A 17699-nucleotide genomic window follows, 5' to 3' on the forward strand; every position below is an offset into this window, starting at 1 on the left:
CTGGCTGGTGGTGTCAGAAGGCATCCGGTCGAGACTGGCACGGCGGCCTCGTAACCTCTCAGATTGCTGAAACGTGATCCGTTCAACTACTTCACAACGGCCCGGAGATCATTCGTCTGGCCGTGACGCTGTACGACACAATTCTGCGGTCATTGCGCAATGTCGAGGATCTGGTTCACGAACGCGGCATAAATGCGAGGCACGTAACCGTGCGGTTCAGCCTACCGGTACTGCGTCCTGATTGCGAGCGAGCATCGACATGATGGCGTCCGCGGATTTGACAGGTCCGGGCGCGGACTGCATCTTGGTGGATATGGATGCAAGGCGCGCTTTCATGTCCTTGCTCGCAAGCATGCTCTCGACGATTCCTTTCAACTTGGCCTCGCTCCAGTTGTTTCGGTCCAGCCAACGTCCGGTTCCGGTGGCCTCTGCGCGTTGCGCGTTGTCAAAACCATCCCAACAATAGGGCAGCAAAAGGCTGGGAACGCCGAAATAGAGCGCCTCGCAAAAACTGTTGTTGCCGCCGTGATGAATGAACAGATCGCATTCCGCGACAACGGACGGTTGCGGGAACCAACTGCCTAGCAAAACATTGTCCGGCACATTGCCATAGGATTCCAGAAAACCACCCACATTCACCAGGAACTGCGCCTGAATACTTGAAAAAACATTCAGCATCCGGGTGATGATGCCCGTGTCTATCGCGCCAAGACTGCCGAAGCTCATGTAGACGAGGGGGGTATCAGATCGTTTCAGATGAGGAAAATCGAACTTGGTTTCATTCCTCACACATCCTTCAAGGTACACGAACTGTGGTTCGCAAAGGGGTATTTTCCGATGGTATCTGACGGCTGAAGGCGCAAGCAGAAGATTCAGGTCCGGGGAGGGTTCCAGAAAGATCGCCGGAGCCAACGGGTCGAGCCCGCGCTTTTTCCGGAAGCGATTGTAGCGCTTGTGGGCGCTGCGAACAGCCCTTTCGTAGGTCCGTTCGAAGCGTTTCCGGTCGACAGTGCTTTCGGGCTTCAGCCCCGACAGGTAGGGCGGAACATTTGCGTCGGGAAGCTCCGTTTCCGCGCAGGATACCACCCGCACCCAGGGACAGTTCGCGCGGGCAACCGCCGGGAACATGATCACGTTGTCCAGAAGAATGGCATCCGGTTGGATCATCGACAGCAGATCGGACAAGGCATCTTCCACCTTCTCGACGGTATTCACGATCGCATCCCAGGTTGGGGCCACGTAAGTGTCGAGTTGCTCCCAGGCATCCTTGCGGAAATTGGGCAGGTGCGTCTGGATGAATCTCTGCCAGTAATCGTCGGCATTTTCGCGGGACTGGTCCCCGACGGGCAGATGATACTCCTGAAATCCATATTCGGCGAAAACACCGGTGAAGCCTGGATGGCAGATGAAAACCGGCCGTCCGCCCCTCTCCCGCAAGGCTTGCGCGATCCCGACGCAGTTGAGTGCCGCGCCAAAACTGGCCTCGGGGAACAACGCAATGATTGGCTCCGCGCTCAAGCCCGGACTCCACGGACCATCGGAGGCGCGCCACGGTTGACGGTTTCCGGCCGGACCGTGCGCGACCGCCTGAGATGAACCAACATCAGGTCAGCCGCCAGTTCGAACTGGCCGGTCTGCAGGCTTTCGAGAATCTCGATGTGTTCTTTCAGTGCCTGCCGCAACCTGAAATCGGGTATGGAAATCGCCCTTTGTGTAGCCCGGCGAAGCCGGTGGTGCGCAATGATCGCATTTCGTGCGAACTGGTTTCCCGAACACTCGCCGACAAAGCTGTGAAAGTCCGTGTCAAGCGCAAGGAAGGTTGTCGAACCGATGCCGCCTTCGCGTGCCTGCAACATGTCCTGCATCCGCAGCCGCAGCACGCCCGCCTTCTTCGGATCAAGCCGGAAATTAGGTTCCAGAATGGCCTGAGGTTCGATCACCATACGGAAATTCAGGCTTTGTTCCTGAGCGCGGGGAGAATCGAGAAGCGGTTGGAATGACCAGGAACGGCCGGGAAGTTGCGTGACAATTCCATCTTGAGACAGTACTTTTAATGCATTTTGTACCATATGCCGGGATGCGCCGTATTTTCGCATCAGCGCATTGACCGACTCTACTTCCCCGATGCGGCGAAGTGAGCGGTCCGTGAGAATTGTTTGCGCCAGGGATTGTTCAAATTCTTCCAACCGGCGCTGCGCCTGTAGCAGGCTTTCGGCATCATCCAGTTCCAGGAAGTATCCCTCTTCTTCCCGCCATGTCAGAAAATCATTTTCAAACAATATTTTAAATGCAGAACGGATCGGTGTTCGCGACACGCCGCACAATTCCGAAAGCAGTTGTTCGGGCAGATGGTCGCCGCGTCTCATCCCGCGCTCATGCGCGATCGCGAGAACCTTTCGCGCCAGATCAATATGGCCAAGTCGCGTACTTTGGCGGGGGGTGGGCATCGAACTTCCTTATTCTGGCTCTGGATTTCACCCGTTCTCGTGGTCCGATACCGCTGTGTTCAAAAGAACAGAGAATACAATTTGACGTACATGTTAGATCATTAGTACAGATTCTGATGATGGCTTTCAATAGCTGCTGTCGACCAATCGGATGCCTTGAAGGCGGAAAATCCGCCCCACAACAGTTGAGGAACGGAATGACCCGACATACCAATCGACTGATCGCAAGCGCGTGCGCAGCGATATCATTGACCGCAACGAACGTTATGGCGAGCGACCTGGTCGTGTCGAACTGGGACGGTTACATGGCGCCGGACGCCATCGACACGTTCAACGCGGCCACCAGCAATGAAGCCGAACTGGTGCTGCACGCCACGAACGAAGAGATCATGGGCAAGCTGATCGCGTCCGGCGGACGCGGCTATGACGTTGTGTTCGTGTCCTCGCCGTTCGCCGAGGTGCTGCACAATCTTGGTCTGGCAGAAACGCTGGATCATTCGAAGCTTCCCAACGCCACCAATCTCTATGAGGCTGCGACGCAGCTGTCGCACGATCCCGGAAACACGTTCTCGATGCCTTATGCCTGGGGCACCACGGGGCTCTGCTATCGTGCCGATCTGGTCGCTGAGACCCCCGACAGCTGGATGGACCTTCTGGCCCCGTCCGACGACGTGAGCGGCAAGACCACCATGCTCGCCACCGATCGCTGGCTGCTGGCTGCCGGGCAACTGGCCAAGGGGTATTCCGTAAACGAGACCGACGAGGCCAAAATGGCCGAAGTCCGCGATCTTCTGATCCAGGCCAAGGGCACGCTTCTGGCCTATGACGACACCACGTTCTACGCCAAGCTGGTGTCCGGAGAGGCGAGCCTGGTGCATGCCTGGGACGGCTGGTGCAACTACGGCATCGCCGAGAACGATCAGATCAAGTACGTGATCCCGCAAGAAGGCAGCGATCTATGGGTCGATACGATGGTCATTCTCAAAGCGTCCGAAAACAAGGATGCGGCCTATGAGTTCGTCAATTACATACTCGGGGCGGACACCCATCGCTGGGCGGCCGAGAACATTCTCTACAAGGTTCCGAACAAGGCCGCGATGGAAGCTCTTGATCCCAGCCTGATCGATGCCTTCCCGAACATGGGTTACTCGCCCGAAGACATGCTGGCCTACGAACAGCTTAGGGATGTGGGCGAGGCACAGCGCGCATACGCCCGGATCGTTTCGGAGATCAAAGCCGCGAACTGAGGGTGCGGCCATTCTCTGGTCCGGCCGATAGGTTCGGCCGGACCATCTTGGCTGTCCAACAGATTTCATCGGGAAAACCCTCGGATATTCGGATCATGACCACCATCGAAAGAAGACCCGAGTTTCTGATAGCTCCGGCGCTGGCCTGGCTGACGGTGTTCATGGTCATCCCCTGCCTGTTGATCCTTGCTCTGGCCTTCTTCCGGCGCGGAACCTACGGCGGGGTCGAATACACCTTCACTCTGGAAAATCTAGCGCTGGTGTTCGATCCGCTTTATGCGGGGATCTTCCTGAAATCGGCCACGATCGCCGGAACTTCGGCGATGATTGCGGCCGTGATAGGCTACATGGCTGCCTATGCAATCGTCTCGATGCCAAAGCGTACGCAGCCGGCGCTTCTGTTTTTCGCGGTGCTGCCGTTCTGGTCGAACTATCTGGTCCGCACCTACGCCTGGATCGTGCTGCTCAACCGCGAAGGGCTGATCACCGGCATTGCCCGGTGGATGGGTTATGAAGGCGAGTTGCCGCGACTGCTCTATACCGAAGGAGCCGTCGTTATCGGACTGGTCTACAATTACCTACCCTTCGTGATCCTGGCCTGCTATGCGCCCCTTTCGCGCCTGAACCCGGAAATCTCGGAAGCCTCGCGCGATCTTGGTGCTACTGGCTGGACCACGTTCCGACGTGTCATTCTGCCGATGACCGTAACCGGTATCGCCACCGGTTTCGTCTTCGTCTTCGTCCTGTCGATCGGAAATTTTGTCACGCCTGCCCTGTTGGGAGGTGGTCAGTTCCAGATGATCGGAAACCTGGTTTATGCGCAGTTCCTGACCGCGAACGACTGGCCGTTCGGTGCCGCGTTGTCGATGATCCTGATCGCGATCATGATGGGGCTGCTGACCATTCAGACCTTTGCGACCGAGCGGGCCTCGGGCGCACGGCATGGCACGGACTGACCAATGGACCACCGCAAATCCACAAGGTTTATGCTGCTGGTCTTGTCGGGGGTGTTCGCGTTTCTTTACATCCCGATATCGGTGCTCTTGGCCCTGTCGTTCAACGAGGGCGGACTGCCGACGGCCTGGACGGGTTTTTCCGTCAAGTGGTATGGTGCCCTGTTCTCGAACCAGGACATCCTGGGCGCTGCGCTCAACACACTGATTGTCGCGGTGGTGTCGACGCTCATGGCAACGGCGCTGGGAACCCTGCTTGCCATCGGGGTGGAAATCCGTCGCCGCAAGGGACGTTTCCTGGAAACGATCATCTTCGCGCCGATGATCATTCCCGACATCGTTCTGGCCATCGCTCTACTGAGCTTTTTCTCGATGCTGAACGTGACCATGGGGCTGCACACGATTATCTTCAGCCATGTGGTGTTCAATCTGGCTTTTGTCTGCGCGGTTGTCCGGGCGCGCCTGAAGAACTTCGACTGGTCCATTGTGGAGGCATCGACCGATCTGGGTGCAAGCATCCTAACCACGCTCCGCCGCATCGTTCTGCCGGTACTGATGCCGGCCATCGTGGCAGGGGCGCTGCTGGCATTCACGCTGTCGGTGGATGAATTCATCATTGCTTTCTTCACTGCCGGCGCGGGGCGCGATTCCATCACCTTGCCGATGCAGATCTTCGCAATGATCCGTTTTGGCGTGACACCTGAGATCAACGCGCTTTCGACGATCGTGATGTCCGTTTCTCTGGTCGCTCTGGCTTTGTCGCAAAGGCTGAACCGTGGAGGTCTTCCGGGACAATGAGCAAACCACTTCTTTCCCTGCAAAACGTTGAAAAACAATTCGGCACCTTCAAGGCTGTCGATCAGGTTTCGATCGATATCAATGAAAACGAGTTCTTTGCTCTCCTAGGTGCGTCAGGAAGCGGAAAAACGACCTTGCTGCGGATGATAGCCGGGTTTGAGGACCTTACCAGCGGCGCCCTTCTGCTGGATGGAGATGACATTTCGGCGGTTCCCGCGCACCGTCGGCCGGTCAACCTCATGTTCCAGTCCTATGCACTGTTCCCCCACCTGACCGTAGCCCGGAACATTGCCTACGGGCTTGAGATGGAGAGGCTGCCGCGCAAGGAAATCACAGCACGCGTCGACGAGATATTGGAGACAATTCAGTTGTCACATGTCGCCGCCCGGAAACCCGATCAGCTGTCTGGCGGGCAGCGACAGCGTGTTGCTTTGGCCCGTGCATTGGTAAAGCGGCCGAGGATCCTGCTGCTGGACGAACCGCTGGGGGCGCTGGACAAGAAGCTGCGGGGCGAGATGCAGCTCGAGCTCAAACGTATTCAGGACGAATTCAAAATAACCTTCATCGTCGTTACCCACGACCAGGAAGAGGCTCTGGTCATGGCCGACCGGATCGCGATCCTTAAGGACGGGAAACTTCTGCAGATCGGTTCTCCCAGCGAAGTCTACGAGCATCCGAACAGCCGGTTCTCGGCAGAGTTCATCGGGGTGATGAACTTTCTTCCGGTGGTACGCAGCGGTGACGGGTACCAGGATCGGAACGGGGCGGCCATAACTGCGACGGATAGGGGCGTCCTGGGCCATGGTGCAACGCTCGTCGCGGCGGTTCGTCCAGAGCGGATGCTGCTGAACCCTGAACCCCATCTGAACCAGCTCACTGGCCGGATATCGGCGTTGGCTTATCACGGGCTGGATTTGCAGGTGCATCTGGAAACCCCGTCGTCACCGCAGCCGGTCATGGTGCGGCTGACAGCTGACGCCGCCGAAGGGCTGAACCTGTCCATCGGCGATACGCTCGCGGTTGGATGGTCGGCCAAGGACACCAGAATCTTCGATGCTTGAAGCGCTGACAAACAGAAAAGAGGATACGACATGAGCCAGAAAACATTCGCGTTTTTCCCCGAAGCGGCCTTTGGGCCCGCACTCAATTCCGTAGGTATCGCTCAGGCGGTCGAACGTCTGGGCCACAAGGCGGTCTTCCTGTCCGATCCGGGCTTCGTTGGGGTTTACGAGGGCTATGGCTTCGAAGCACATCCCGTGAACCTGTCCGAGCCGATGCCGCCGGAACAGATGGCGAAATTCTGGGAGGATTTCATCAACGGGCACATTCCCAATTTCCGCAAGGCGCCAATCGATCAGATAGACAACTACGTAAAGGAATGCTGGGAGGCGATCGTCGACAGCGCGAAGTGGGCGCAAAAAGATTTGCCCGGAATCCTGGCCAGGATCCAACCGGACGTGATTGCGGTCGACAATGTCATCCTATTCCCGGCGATCAAGCAATTCGGGGTGCCTTGGGTCCGAATCATCTCGTGCAGCGAGAACGAGATCGAAGACGATGCAATCCCGCCGCATCTTTCTGGTATGTCGGTCGACGACAAGGAAGGCCACGCGGCGTTCCGCAAGAAGTTCAATGAGGTCATCAAGCCAATTCACGAAGACTTCAATGCGTTTCTTGCAACCACAGGCGAGGATCCCTATCCGCTTGGGCAGTTCTTTGAGGCGTCGCCCTATCTGAACCTGCTGCTGTACCCGGAGCCCGTAACCTACGATCGTGCAGAACCGCTTGATCCGGGCCGGTTCCAGTACCTCGAAGGCTGCGTACGGCAGGATGACCCCTACGAAATTCCTGCGTTCAAGAAGAATAGTGACGGGCCGCTTCTGTACATTTCCTTCGGTTCGCTCGGGGCAGGGGATACCGAACTGTTGAAGCGCCTGATCAGTCTTATCGGAAAGAGCCGTTACCGCGCCTTGGTGAATGTGGGCGATTACATGGACGCCTACGAGGACCTGCCCGACAATGTGATCATTCAAAGCTGGTATCCGCAGCCTTCCGTGATCCCGCAAGTCGATGCCGTTATCCATCACGGTGGCAACAATTCCTTCACTGAGTGCCTCTACTTCGGCAAGCCGGCGATTGTCATGGCTTATGTCTGGGACGGCCACGACAACGCGATGCGGGTGCAGGAAACCGGGCACGGGTTCCGATCAGACCGGTACGACTGGACCGACGAGGAAATGATCGAAAAGATCGAAGCCTGCCTGACAGACGAGACCATGGCCGCGCGCCTGAGAAAGACCTCGGCTCATATGCAGGCGGCCAACGGCCAGGAGAAGGCGGCACGTTTGCTGACCGGACTGGTGGAGAACAAGGCATGAGCAACCTGAAATCGAGCGCCCCTCACATCCACGGGGCCACGGCATTCGCCGATGTCCTGGACTGGGGCCAGCAACCGGACATGGTGGAAGGAGTATCGCGTTCTTCCGGACGGCTTCTGTTCAAGGGGTCGGGGAACAGTCCCGAAGCCGGGGTGTGGGAATGTACGCCGGGCCGTTGGCGGCTTTCCATTCCGCGCGACGAGTTCTGTCATTTCGTGAAGGGACGCGCCGTTTATCGGTCAGATGAAGGCGAAACGATCGAAGTGCGGGCCGGGACCTGTGTCCTTTTCCCTGCCGGCTGGTCCGGCGAGGCCGATGTCACCGAAACCATTCGCAACATCTACATGCTGGTCTGAAGGGACAACCAAATGACGACACCCGTAATGCGTCAGCCGCTGGACATCACCGATACGGTCGATTGGGGGCCGATCACCACTATGGTCAAGGGCCAGTCCCGAACCTCGGGCAAGCTGCTCCACAAAGGGCCCGACGGACAGTCGGAATGCGGATTGTGGATCTGTACACCCGGCGAGTGGGAATGCCACGTCACCCGTGACGAGCTTTGCCATTTTCTTGAAGGGCGCTGCACTTATGTTCACGAGTCGGGTGATGTGATCGAGATCACGCCGGATACAGCTGCCTTCTTCCCGAAGGACTGGAAGGGAGTCTGCACCGTCCATGAGACCGTCAAGAAGGTCTACATGATCAGATGAATGGCGGCCCGGGCATCTTTACGCTGATTGCGAACACGACAGATGCACGGGCGCCGACCGCTGTGTTTCTGGCCCGCCACGGTTTAGCGGGGGCGCGGGTTGTTCTGCTGTCCTCCCACGCTTCGGCCCGCCGGTTCTTCCTTCTGCCGGACCACCGCTTGCTGTTGTTGGACGACTGGACAAATCCGGCAGGGGTTGCTGCATGCGCGCAGGTTTCTCGGCATCTGAACCGGCTCGGGCTGTCTGCGTCGAAGGTGCGAGGCGTTGATGTGGCGACAGGCTTGGCGTTGGTCGAAGATTTCGGACAAGCGACCTATTCCGAGATCACCGGCCGTGGTGCCGATGAAACCAGGCTCTACGAACTTGCCATCCACGCGCTTGTGCATCTGCACCACAGACCCGGCGCGACCAGCATTTTGTGTTGTCTTTACGACCGGCGCGCGGTGCTCGTCGAGACTGACGTGACTTCAAGCTGGTTTGCGCCCCAACTAGGAACAGTGGGAGCCGTGGAGGACTTCGCCGAAGTGTTCCGCGATTTGTGGTCGCAAGCCTTCGCTTCGAACGGGGACTGGCCGCAAACCCTGGATTTTCAGGACTTCCACGGCGATAACCTGATGCTGTTGGAGCAACGCACCGGGGTTGCGCGCTGCGGACTGCTGGAGTTTCAGGACGCTGTTGTCGGACCGCTGGAATACGATTTGGTATCCGTTCTGCAAGGCGCGCGCCGCGACTTGGGGCCCGGTCTGGAAGACCGGATGCTCGACCGATATCTGAAAAGAGCCCCGGCCACGGCTAAAACTCGCGGCGATATTGTGTGGCACAATCTCTGGCTGGGCGCTCAGCAACATGCGCGGATTGCTGGTGTGGTCGCTCGCCTATGGTTCCCGGGATACCTGCGGTTTTTGCCACGAGCTCTGGGCCATCTTGAGACCGCGCTGAAACGATCGGGCCTGATCCGTATTGAAGCGGTCATGAATCGCTTTCTGCCTGATTGGCGTGTACGTGGCAGTTCTTTTGCTGCCGAAGACTTGGAAATACAGGGAGTTCCCGCATGAACGAGACGTTGTCTGCAAGATACTATTTGGCGCCGGACTTCGTTTGTTACGATGCGGTGACACAGCCCGTCTCGGACCCGGCGACAGAGGAAGCCTTTGCTGAACGGGCCGTCATGCAGCCGCGCGATATCGAAGCCATCGTGGCCGAGGTCGGCGTCGCTCAGGCCGGCTGGTGCCGTCTCGACGCCAAGAGCCGGGCAGCGTATCTTCATCGGCTGGCAAGCCGCATCGAGGAAACGGACATGACCGAGTGCGCCGTTCTAATGAGCCGCGAAATGGGAAAGCCCTACCCGGAGGCAATTGGCGAGGTCGCCAATTGCGCCCCGATATTCCGCTACTACGCCGAGATGGCCCGGGATGACGCGGGCAAGGTGGCGGGTTCGACCCAGGCCGGATCATTGCAGTTTTCGCGGTATGAACCCTACGGGGTCTCGGTTCACATCATGCCATTCAATTTCCCGATCTTGCTGGCATGCTGGACCGTTGCCGCATCGCTGGCGGCAGGGAACGGATGCATCATCAAACCGGCGGAAGCCACCACGCTCTCGACGCTGAAGTTCATGAGCGTATTCGATGTCTTGCCGAAAGGTCTTGTCGCCTGCCTTCCTGGCGATGCCGCGACGGGCGCCGTTTTGGTCGAATGCGAGAACACGCACGCGGTCGCGTTCACCGGGTCGGTTGCCGCTGGCCGCAAGGTCGCAGCGGCGGCGGCCGGGCGTATGAAGCCCTCAGTGATCGAGGCAGGCGGTTCCGACCCGATGATCATTTCGGCCAGTGCCCCGATCGAGGTCGCTGCTGCGGGGGCGGTCACGGGTGCGTTTCACCTGTCGGGACAAGTCTGCACGTCGACGGAAAGAATCTATGTCGTCGACGAGGTTCATGACCGTTTCGTCCGGGCATTTGCCGATGCAACGTCCCGGCTGAGGATCGGAAGCGGGCTGGAAAAATCAGAGATCGGGCCCCTCGTGTCGCAGGCGGCGCGCCAGAAGGTCGAACGCCTTGTCGCCGACGCGATTGCGCGCGGGGCCGAATGTGTCTGCGGTGGCCGGGTGCCCGCGGGTCGGACCCGCGGATGGTTTTTTGAACCCACCATCCTGACCGGCTGCATGCCCGACATGGATATCATGAAGGAAGAGGTATTCGGCCCGGTTGCGGCCATTGTCAGGGTGCCCGACTTTGAAACCGCCGTCGCGATGGCCAACGATTCACCTTTCGGTCTTGGGGCGTCAATATTTACCACCGACTTGGCCGAGGCGCACGAAGCCGCCGAGCGTCTTCAGGCGGGAATGGTCTGGATCAACAACCCGATGATCGACAACGACGCCCTGCCATTCGGTGGGTGGAAGTCATCGGGCCTCGGCCGCGAACTCGGTCGCCAAGGTCTAGATGCATTCCGACGCTCGAAGATGGTCATTCTCGATCACAAGCCTGTTGTGCAGGACTGGTGGTATCCCTATCCGGACGACTGGTTTCTCGAGACCGGTGGACGCAAGCACGTGTGAAAGTGGATGCGATGAAACAGGAACATGGCTTCGCCCATCCGGACGACATCCGAGAGGTCATGCCAAAGGAAATCAGGGTGGCGAGGTAATAGGCCGGGCGTTGTCAGAAGGCATCCGATTTAGGCGGGCAGGGCGCTCGTAGCTTCTCAGCATGTCGAAACGCGATCCGTTCAGTTACTTCCACAGCAGCCCAGCAATCATTCGTCTCGCGGTGATGTAGTACGTCAGATTTCCCCTGTCACTGCGCAATGTCGAGGATCTGCTTCACGAGCGCGGTGTCGATGTCAGCCACGAAACGATCCGGTTCTGGTGGCAAATGTTCGGTCCGATGTTTGCGTCCGAGATCTGCAAGAAACGCGCCGATCGGCTTCGGTCCTGGCCGCAGTGGCGTTTGCACCTGGATGAGATGTTCGGGAAGATAAATGGAGAACGGCACTACCTTTGGCGGGCCGTCGATCACGCAGGTGAGGTTCTCGAAAGCATTGTCACGAAGACGCGGGACAAGAAGCCGCATTGAAACTCCTCAGAAAATCAATGAAACGCCACGGTCGACCCCATGTTCTGGTAACCGACCAGTCGAGATCCTATGGCGCGGCGATGAAAGACATCGGCAATGCCCACAGGCAGGAAACGGGTCGCTGGCTGAACAACAGGGCGGAGAACTCGCACCTGCCATTTCGGCGAAGAGAGCGGGCAATGCAACGCTTTCGGCGCATGCGAAGTCTACAGAAATTTGCTTCCGTCCACGCCTCGGTCTTCAACCATTTCAACTCGGAGCGCAGCCTCACCAACCGACAGAAATTCAAGCTTAACCGCGCCGCCGCTCTCGCCGAGTGGCGTCAACTTGGCGCTGCCTGAGTTCCTGCGGTTCGTGGGAAACCGAGACTGGCTGGAATTTGTCTGACACTTCCTGTTTGGAATCTGTTTGACAAGACCCTTGTTCGACAGCGCACCCAACTCTGGTACTATGCAGCCATGCTTGGTGGCGGCATGCTCAGGGCGCAGCCGCATCGCATCACAGGGGACCGATTTATGCCCACATCATATCCAGATCTTGTTATCCGCGGCGGCAAAATCGTCACGCCCGAAGGCGTCGTCCAAGGGGATGTTGCCATCGCCGACGGCAAGTTCGTGTCGGTAGGGCCTTCTGTCTCCGGCGCCGTTGTCGAGGTCGCGGCCAATGGGAAATGGGTCATGCCCGGAGGTGTCGACTCTCATGCGCATATCGAACAGATGTCCGGCATGGGCCAATGGAACGCCGACACTTTCGAAACCGCCACAAAATCGGCGGCGATGGGCGGTACGACAAGTGTGATATCCTTTGCCGCGCAAGCCAAGGGCCAGCGCCTCAACGACACTCTGTCGGATTACGCGGCCCGGGCCGCGCGCGGCGCAATGATCGACCACGCCTTTCACCTGACTGTCACAGATCTGTCGGTGCCTGATTTCGAGACCGATCTGGCCGCCCTGATCCGCGCAGGTCACCGCTCGCTCAAAGTGTTCACGACCTACAACATCCAGCTTCAGGATGCAGACCTGCTTCGCATCTTTCGGCTTGCCAGACAGCACGGCGCGTTGGTCTGCGTCCATGCCGAGAATGACGCTATCATCGCCGAGGCTCGCGAAATGCTGGTCGCCGCCGGGCGGACGGCCCCAAAAGATCACGCCATATCCCGGCCCCGGGTGGCCGAAATCGAAGCTGTCGAACGTATCTGCCGTTTTGCCGAATATATCGATCAGCCGACGATGCTGTTTCACATTTCCACGCTCGAGGCCGCAGAAGCGGTCCGGGCGGCGCGGGACAGGGGAGCGCCTGTTTGGGCCGAGACTTGCCCGCACTATCTCTTGATGACTGAAGGGGTGCTGGACAGACCTGGACTCGAAGGCGCGAAATGGATGTGCTCTCCACCGCAACGTACCGGGCGGGATCAGCAGGCCCTCTGGCAGGCGTTGTTGTCGGGGGCACTGGATCTGGTGTCGTCCGATCACGCGCCTTACCGCTTTGACGAGACCGGCAAACTCGCCGCGGGTCCGGATGCCGGATTTCACCAGATTGCTAACGGCCTGCCTGGGCTTGAGACCCGACTGCCTCTCATGTTTGACGCGATGGTGACTGGCGGCAAGGGTGGGCCCGAGGCCTTTGCCGAACTCACCGCACATGCCCCAGCTCGGCTATATGGGCTTCGCGGCAAGGGTGGTATTGCCGAGGGGATGGACGCAGACGCAGTGATCTGGGATCCCCATAGGACCGTGATCTATGGATCCGACGATCTGCACGACAACGTTGGCTACAATCCTTGGGAGGGGTTCTGCGTGACGGGCTGGCCCGAGCATGTCATTCTGCGTGGGCAGAGCCTTGTGAAAGACGGAGTCTTTCTGGGTAAACCGGGCGGCGGTCACTGGATCGACCGCCCCACGCTCGCTACCAGACCGGTTGGGCCGGTTCATTGATCCGAGGACGAAATGCAGCGACCCAAGTTGGATCCGGAATTGGCGATCACCTTTCTCTACTATCGTGATCTGCCGCAAGCGATGCATTTTTACGAAGAAGTTCTGGGACTGGCGCTCGCCATCGACCAGGGCTGGTGCAAGATCTACCGCATTTGCTCTGGCGCCTGTGTGGGGCTCGTAGATGAGAAACGTGGCATGAACAAATGGACCAAGGAAAAACCGGTGCAACTTTGCATCCGGGTTGCGGATGTAGATGGGTGGTATGCTTATGCCAGGGAAAAGAGGCTGGACTCCCTGTCGGACCTATTTGACAACGAACGCCTTGGCATTCGTGCCTTCGTCTTCCACGACCCCGAAGGCTATCAGATCGAAATTCAATCGGCGACGCGGCCCGGCGCATGAAAAACCTGATCGTCATCAATCCGAATTCCTCGCAAACGGTCACAAAAGGCATCGATGCAGCCATCGACCCGTTGCGCAGCTTTGGCATTCCTATCCGCTGCCTGACCCTTCCGGAGGGGCCGGAAGGCATCGAAAGCCAGCGCCAGGCGGACCTGACCATCGCCCCCTTGCTGGCGCTCGCCGAGGCGCAGGAAGACGCGGCGGGATATGTGATCGCCTGCTTCGGTGATCCTGGGCTGCACGCCCTGCGTGACCAGACCAGACTACCTGTTGTTGGTATTCAGGAGGCCGCCGTCATGACCGCGCTGACCCTTGGTCAGCGGTTCGGCGTGATCGCGATCCTTCCGGCCTCGATCCCGCGCCATTTGAGGGCATTCGGCGCCATGGGTGTGCTGGGCCGGCTGGCCGGTGATCGGGCGCTTGGCCTCGGCGTTGCCGATCTGGCGGAACCGGACAAGACCTTGGATGCCATGATCGTCACGAGTCGCCGGCTGCGTGACGAGGACGGTGCGAATGTACTGATCATGGGTTGCGCGGGTATGGCCCGGTATCGCTCCACACTTGAAGAAGCCACCGGTTTACCGGTGGTCGAACCCACTCAATGCGCGGTTAGCATGGCGTTGGGCCAAATTCGACTGAACCTGTCACACGCATCGCAGAGATCCGAACATGCTTGACGAAACAACCAAGGGCGTCTTCACCATTGCTGTCACCCCGTTCCTGCCCGATGGCGCGTTGGATTTCGACAGCATTGACCGGATGGTAGATGCCTACATCGAGCGAGGCGCAAACGGCCTGACGGTTCTTGGTATGATGGGCGAGGCGGGAAAACTGACGGCCGAGGAATCCGTCGCTGTTGTCCGGCGTGCAACCGCGCGCAGTTCTGTGCCGGTGGTGGTCGGTGTCTCGGCGCCGGGTCTTGCCGCGATCTCTGCGCTGAGCAAAGAAGCGATGGATGCGGGTGCCGCCGGTGTGATGGTTGCTCCTCCCATGACCCTCAGAACGGATGCGCAGATCCTCAACTACTTTCAAGATATCGCTGAAACCTTGGGTGAAACGCCCTTTGTACTGCAAGATTTCCCGCTTGCGACGGGTGTCCAGATTTCGACCTCTTTGATCTTGCAGGTGGTCGAGACCTGCCCGACTTGCGTGATGCTGAAACACGAAGACTGGCCGGGTCTGGAAAAGATAACCGCACTGCGGGCCGCATCGGACGCAGGGACACGCCGTATCTCGATCCTTTGCGGGAATGGCGGTATGTACCTGCTCGAGGAAATGATGCGCGGCGCGGATGGCGCGATGACCGGTTTCGGTTACCCCGAGATGATGCGCCGTGTCGTCGACGCGGTCAACGCGGGCGACATCGACCATGCGCGCGATGTGTTTGATGCCTACATGCCGATGATCCGCTATGAGGCCCAGCCAGGTTTGGGATTGGCGATCCGGAAATTCTCTCTCGCCCGGCAAGGTGTCATTGCCCATCCCACCCTGCGGAAACCTAGCGCCGCCCTGACATCGACAACCACAGCCGAGATCGAGGCGCTGGCCGCGCGTCAGCGGATCAGGATGACTCAATTGGGCTTGGTGGACTAAGCGCTGGTTGAGAAAAGAGGCTTGTCGGAGGTTGCTGTCAAAGGAAACCAGCTTGAGACGGGCAGGGCGATCTCATGACCTTGCACGAGTACCCCCAAGCCCCCCTCGTTGTTTCTAGACCAGCCCTGAAATTGTTTGCTTGGCGATGATGTTGTGAGACAGATTTCCGCTTTCGGTGCAGGACGTAGAAAGTCTTCTGTGTGTACGCGGGGCCGGTGTGAAGCAAGGGCGGGTGCTGTTCCGGTAGCGCCGGTTCTGAGCCATGTTCATCGCTGAAATCCAAAAGCGCCGGATTGAAGGGGGAATTCCAGAGGTTGGCGGTGGCATCTCGGCGAATGGGATGCTCGTTGCCTGGCTTTTAAGGCCGTCATCTTGGCGTTGCCGAGGCGAGTTCGCATTGGTCAGCCAGCACCTCTGCACGACATAAGGGGCAGTGAGACTGTGTAAGTATAGGGTTCGAATTCGTCTGACCGTACCAAAGCGTTTTCTGTCATTGACAGAAAGCGTAACGCTTTGAATGGAATGGTGGTTTCCGGGGTTCGAACACCCTCAGTTCGACTGAAGTATAGAGGCTTAGCGAACACAAGCCTGAGGACAGTCCTTTTGAGGGAGATGCTCCCTTTTTTCCATATTTCGTAAGGGTTTGACAGAAAGCGCATGGAGAGTTCGAACATTTCGTCATAGTCTAATGCAGGAGTCGCCAACTTATCAATTTCAGCATCGATTTTTGCTTGTTCTCTGCGCAGTTCCGAGATGCGGTTTTCGTACGCTTCCACTGTTTCATCATCTTCTGCACGCACAGCTCTTTCGAGATATTTCTTGATCCTTTTTTCCGTTTCCCTTGACTGTGCTCTTAAGCTGGCAAGTTCTGCCTGAGTGGTTTGGCGGCGGTTTTCCCAAGCGTCCCGGAACATTTGCTGTGCGACCTTGAATGTCGATCGGTCTGGAACGACGTTTTGCAAAATGGCCTCAAAGCCTTCTTCGACCGATGCCCTTGGAGTTGACTTTCCCTTCTCCACACATTTTCTTTGATAACAAAAATAGTATGGGTACTTGCGTCCAGTGTGACTCTGCGACCAACAAGATGTTAGTCTCCGTCCGCAAGACTCGCATACCAAGAAACCTCTGAGTGGAAAGTCTTTGTCGATATCCTTGCGAGCTGGGGCTACGCCTCGGTTCTTTAGACGATCTTGGATAATCAGGTACGTGTCGTAGGAGATGAGTGAAGGATGTTTTGCTTTGGCAAGCGGGATGTTCCAGTTTTTGTATTCCAAGTAACCAGCGTAAAGAACGTTTCGAAGGGCTTTTGTCACACTGTCTATTCTGACGCTTCGCGCCTTAATGCCTGCAAAATACTGAGGTTTCTGCTCTAGGAAGCGTAAAACTTCCGTCGGATTCTGAAAGCGGCCGTCTGCAAAGCCTTGTAGTGCTTCAGACAGAATGGAGGCTACTGGTTCCTTCCGAACAAGTATTTTCCCTCCGTATGGAGACTTTTCGTACTCATAGCCGTTTGGAGCTTGGAAAATCCAGAAACCGGCTTTGAGTCGCTCGACGCTGCTATTATGCGCGCGCTCGACTATGTTCTCTCTTTCAAAACCAGAGACGACGGCGACGACGTTTTCCTGAAGCCTGTCTGCTGCCTTATCCCCAAAGTTCTGTCTTGGGCTTTCGACGGCTGCACCAAGCGAGTCTATTTTTGCCCGCAACCAAGTGTGTACAGCAATTCCTCTGGCCAAGCGACTACCGTCGTAAATGAGTACCACGTACTGACGACAGTCCACGGATTCTAACAAGTCGAGGAGACGTTGTAGACCGGGTCGGGCATGTGCTTTTCCTGACATGACGTCTTGAAATACTTCGACGACTTCATATCCCTTTTGCTTGGCGAAGTCGCGACAGGTAGATTCTTGGGCTGACAATCCCGACCCATCGCTTTCCTGCTTGCGTGAGGAAACACGGCAATAGATTACCGCTTTTGTTCGGTCGTTGATTTTCTCACTCATGATTAATCTCCCACGTTATTGAGGCTCTAGAGGTGTTCCGAAAGGAGGAAACTTTTGGCTAGGGAGTGCATTTCAGCATTTGCGGTATCATCTGCGCCCGCACGCTGAGCAGGATGTACGCCATAACTTAGGTCAATGAATGCAACGATGATGGACC

The 17699-nt window shown here is 57.7% G+C and carries 16 protein-coding genes and 2 pseudogenes; 15 read left to right on the forward strand and 3 right to left on the reverse strand.

Features of this window, described 5'->3' with window-relative positions; all coding sequences use genetic code 11:
• Positions 1–63: 63 nt before the first annotated feature.
• A pseudogene (locus tag G0P99_RS24660) lies at positions 64–218 on the forward strand (IS6 family transposase); the annotation flags it as partial.
• Here G0P99_RS24660 and G0P99_RS04195 read toward each other — a convergent pair.
• Together G0P99_RS04195 and G0P99_RS04200 are read right to left on the reverse strand one after the other, a co-directional pair.
• Positions 217–1518 (reverse strand): glycosyltransferase, encoded by a 1302-nt coding sequence (locus G0P99_RS04195; RefSeq protein WP_164128033.1) that lies wholly within the window; start codon positions 1516–1518, stop codon positions 217–219. The pseudogene G0P99_RS24660 and the gene G0P99_RS04195 sit on opposite strands and share 2 nt — an antisense overlap.
• Positions 1515–2447, reverse strand: coding sequence for a GntR family transcriptional regulator (locus G0P99_RS04200; protein ID WP_164128035.1), 933 nt, complete (start codon positions 2445–2447; stop codon positions 1515–1517). The genes G0P99_RS04195 and G0P99_RS04200 overlap by 4 nt, the downstream gene beginning before the upstream one ends.
• Before the next feature lie 266 nt (positions 2448–2713).
• On the opposite strand from G0P99_RS04200, the gene G0P99_RS04205 reads away from it, so the two are divergent.
• The 14 genes and pseudogenes from G0P99_RS04205 to G0P99_RS04270 all read left to right on the forward strand — a co-directional run bounded on the left by G0P99_RS04205 (position 2714) and on the right by G0P99_RS04270 (position 15539).
• Positions 2714–3694 carry a spermidine/putrescine ABC transporter substrate-binding protein gene (locus G0P99_RS04205; RefSeq protein WP_239059666.1) on the forward strand — a complete coding sequence of 327 codons (981 nt, stop codon included), beginning with the start codon at positions 2714–2716 and terminating at the stop codon, positions 3692–3694.
• Between the two features lie 95 nt (positions 3695–3789).
• Positions 3790–4650: an ABC transporter permease gene (locus G0P99_RS04210; protein ID WP_203582967.1), complete on the forward strand. Its 861-nt coding sequence runs from the start codon at positions 3790–3792 to the stop codon at positions 4648–4650.
• 3 nt (positions 4651–4653) lie between these two features.
• Complete coding sequence (locus G0P99_RS04215; RefSeq protein ID WP_164128038.1) at positions 4654–5445, forward strand: ABC transporter permease; 792 nt, start codon at positions 4654–4656, stop codon at positions 5443–5445.
• Positions 5442–6506: an ABC transporter ATP-binding protein gene (locus tag G0P99_RS04220; RefSeq protein WP_164128040.1), complete on the forward strand. Its 1065-nt coding sequence runs from the start codon at positions 5442–5444 to the stop codon at positions 6504–6506. Before G0P99_RS04215 ends, G0P99_RS04220 begins: the two co-directional genes overlap by 4 nt.
• Before the next feature lie 195 nt (positions 6507–6701).
• Positions 6702–7823 (forward strand): glycosyltransferase, encoded by a 1122-nt coding sequence (locus G0P99_RS04225; RefSeq protein ID WP_370462697.1) that lies wholly within the window; start codon positions 6702–6704, stop codon positions 7821–7823.
• Complete coding sequence (locus G0P99_RS04230; RefSeq protein WP_203582968.1) at positions 7820–8179, forward strand: cupin domain-containing protein; 360 nt, start codon at positions 7820–7822, stop codon at positions 8177–8179. Before G0P99_RS04225 ends, G0P99_RS04230 begins: the two co-directional genes overlap by 4 nt.
• 12 nt (positions 8180–8191) lie before the next feature.
• Positions 8192–8536, forward strand: a complete 345-nt coding sequence (locus G0P99_RS04235; protein WP_164128044.1) for a cupin domain-containing protein — start codon at positions 8192–8194, stop codon at positions 8534–8536.
• Positions 8533–9591, forward strand: a complete 1059-nt coding sequence (locus G0P99_RS04240) for an aminoglycoside phosphotransferase family protein (RefSeq protein WP_164128046.1) — start codon at positions 8533–8535, stop codon at positions 9589–9591. Before G0P99_RS04235 ends, G0P99_RS04240 begins: the two co-directional genes overlap by 4 nt.
• On the forward strand, positions 9588–11093 hold the full coding sequence (locus tag G0P99_RS04245) for an aldehyde dehydrogenase (RefSeq protein ID WP_164128048.1): 1506 nt from the start codon (positions 9588–9590) through the stop codon (positions 11091–11093). Before G0P99_RS04240 ends, G0P99_RS04245 begins: the two co-directional genes overlap by 4 nt.
• A 151-nt stretch (positions 11094–11244) precedes the next feature.
• Positions 11245–11951, forward strand: a pseudogene (locus G0P99_RS04250) (IS6 family transposase).
• Positions 11952–12125: 174 nt separating this feature from the next.
• The gene (gene hydA / locus G0P99_RS04255) at positions 12126–13544 is read left to right on the forward strand and encodes a dihydropyrimidinase (protein WP_164128050.1); all 1419 of its coding nucleotides are present in this window, start codon (positions 12126–12128) and stop codon (positions 13542–13544) included.
• A gap of 12 nt (positions 13545–13556) precedes the next feature.
• On the forward strand, positions 13557–13946 hold the full coding sequence (locus G0P99_RS04260; RefSeq protein ID WP_164128051.1) for a VOC family protein: 390 nt from the start codon (positions 13557–13559) through the stop codon (positions 13944–13946).
• Positions 13943–14623, forward strand: a complete 681-nt coding sequence (locus G0P99_RS04265; RefSeq protein ID WP_164128053.1) for an aspartate/glutamate racemase family protein — start codon at positions 13943–13945, stop codon at positions 14621–14623. Before G0P99_RS04260 ends, G0P99_RS04265 begins: the two co-directional genes overlap by 4 nt.
• Positions 14616–15539, forward strand: a complete 924-nt coding sequence (locus tag G0P99_RS04270) for a dihydrodipicolinate synthase family protein (protein ID WP_164128054.1) — start codon at positions 14616–14618, stop codon at positions 15537–15539. Before G0P99_RS04265 ends, G0P99_RS04270 begins: the two co-directional genes overlap by 8 nt.
• A 401-nt stretch (positions 15540–15940) precedes the next feature.
• On the opposite strand, the gene G0P99_RS04275 is transcribed toward G0P99_RS04270, so the two are convergent.
• Positions 15941–17542, reverse strand: coding sequence for a recombinase family protein (locus tag G0P99_RS04275; protein ID WP_164128056.1), 1602 nt, complete (start codon positions 17540–17542; stop codon positions 15941–15943).
• Positions 17543–17699 lie beyond the last annotated feature (157 nt).

Source organism: Ruegeria sp. PrR005 (assembly GCF_010500245.1).
In the GTDB taxonomy this organism is placed as follows: Bacteria; Pseudomonadota; Alphaproteobacteria; order Rhodobacterales; family Rhodobacteraceae; genus Ruegeria_B; species Ruegeria_B marisflavi.

Coding starts and splice junctions, on each gene's coding strand:
- G0P99_RS04220 (WP_164128040.1), top strand. CDS start 5,442: ATGAGCAAACCACTTCTTTCCCTGCAAAACGTTGAAAAACAATTCGGC.
- G0P99_RS04235 (WP_164128044.1), top strand. CDS start 8,192: ATGACGACACCCGTAATGCGTCAGCCGCTGGACATCACCGATACGGTC.
- hydA (WP_164128050.1), top strand. CDS start 12,126: ATGCCCACATCATATCCAGATCTTGTTATCCGCGGCGGCAAAATCGTC.
- G0P99_RS04240 (WP_164128046.1), top strand. CDS start 8,533: ATGAATGGCGGCCCGGGCATCTTTACGCTGATTGCGAACACGACAGAT.
- G0P99_RS04260 (WP_164128051.1), top strand. CDS start 13,557: ATGCAGCGACCCAAGTTGGATCCGGAATTGGCGATCACCTTTCTCTAC.
- G0P99_RS04205 (WP_239059666.1), top strand. CDS start 2,714: ATGGCGAGCGACCTGGTCGTGTCGAACTGGGACGGTTACATGGCGCCG.
- G0P99_RS04270 (WP_164128054.1), top strand. CDS start 14,616: ATGCTTGACGAAACAACCAAGGGCGTCTTCACCATTGCTGTCACCCCG.
- G0P99_RS04210 (WP_203582967.1), top strand. CDS start 3,790: ATGACCACCATCGAAAGAAGACCCGAGTTTCTGATAGCTCCGGCGCTG.
- G0P99_RS04200 (WP_164128035.1), bottom strand. CDS start 2,447: ATGCCCACCCCCCGCCAAAGTACGCGACTTGGCCATATTGATCTGGCG.
- G0P99_RS04230 (WP_203582968.1), top strand. CDS start 7,820: ATGAGCAACCTGAAATCGAGCGCCCCTCACATCCACGGGGCCACGGCA.
- G0P99_RS04265 (WP_164128053.1), top strand. CDS start 13,943: ATGAAAAACCTGATCGTCATCAATCCGAATTCCTCGCAAACGGTCACA.
- G0P99_RS04215 (WP_164128038.1), top strand. CDS start 4,654: ATGGACCACCGCAAATCCACAAGGTTTATGCTGCTGGTCTTGTCGGGG.
- G0P99_RS04275 (WP_164128056.1), bottom strand. CDS start 17,542: ATGAGTGAGAAAATCAACGACCGAACAAAAGCGGTAATCTATTGCCGT.
- G0P99_RS04245 (WP_164128048.1), top strand. CDS start 9,588: ATGAACGAGACGTTGTCTGCAAGATACTATTTGGCGCCGGACTTCGTT.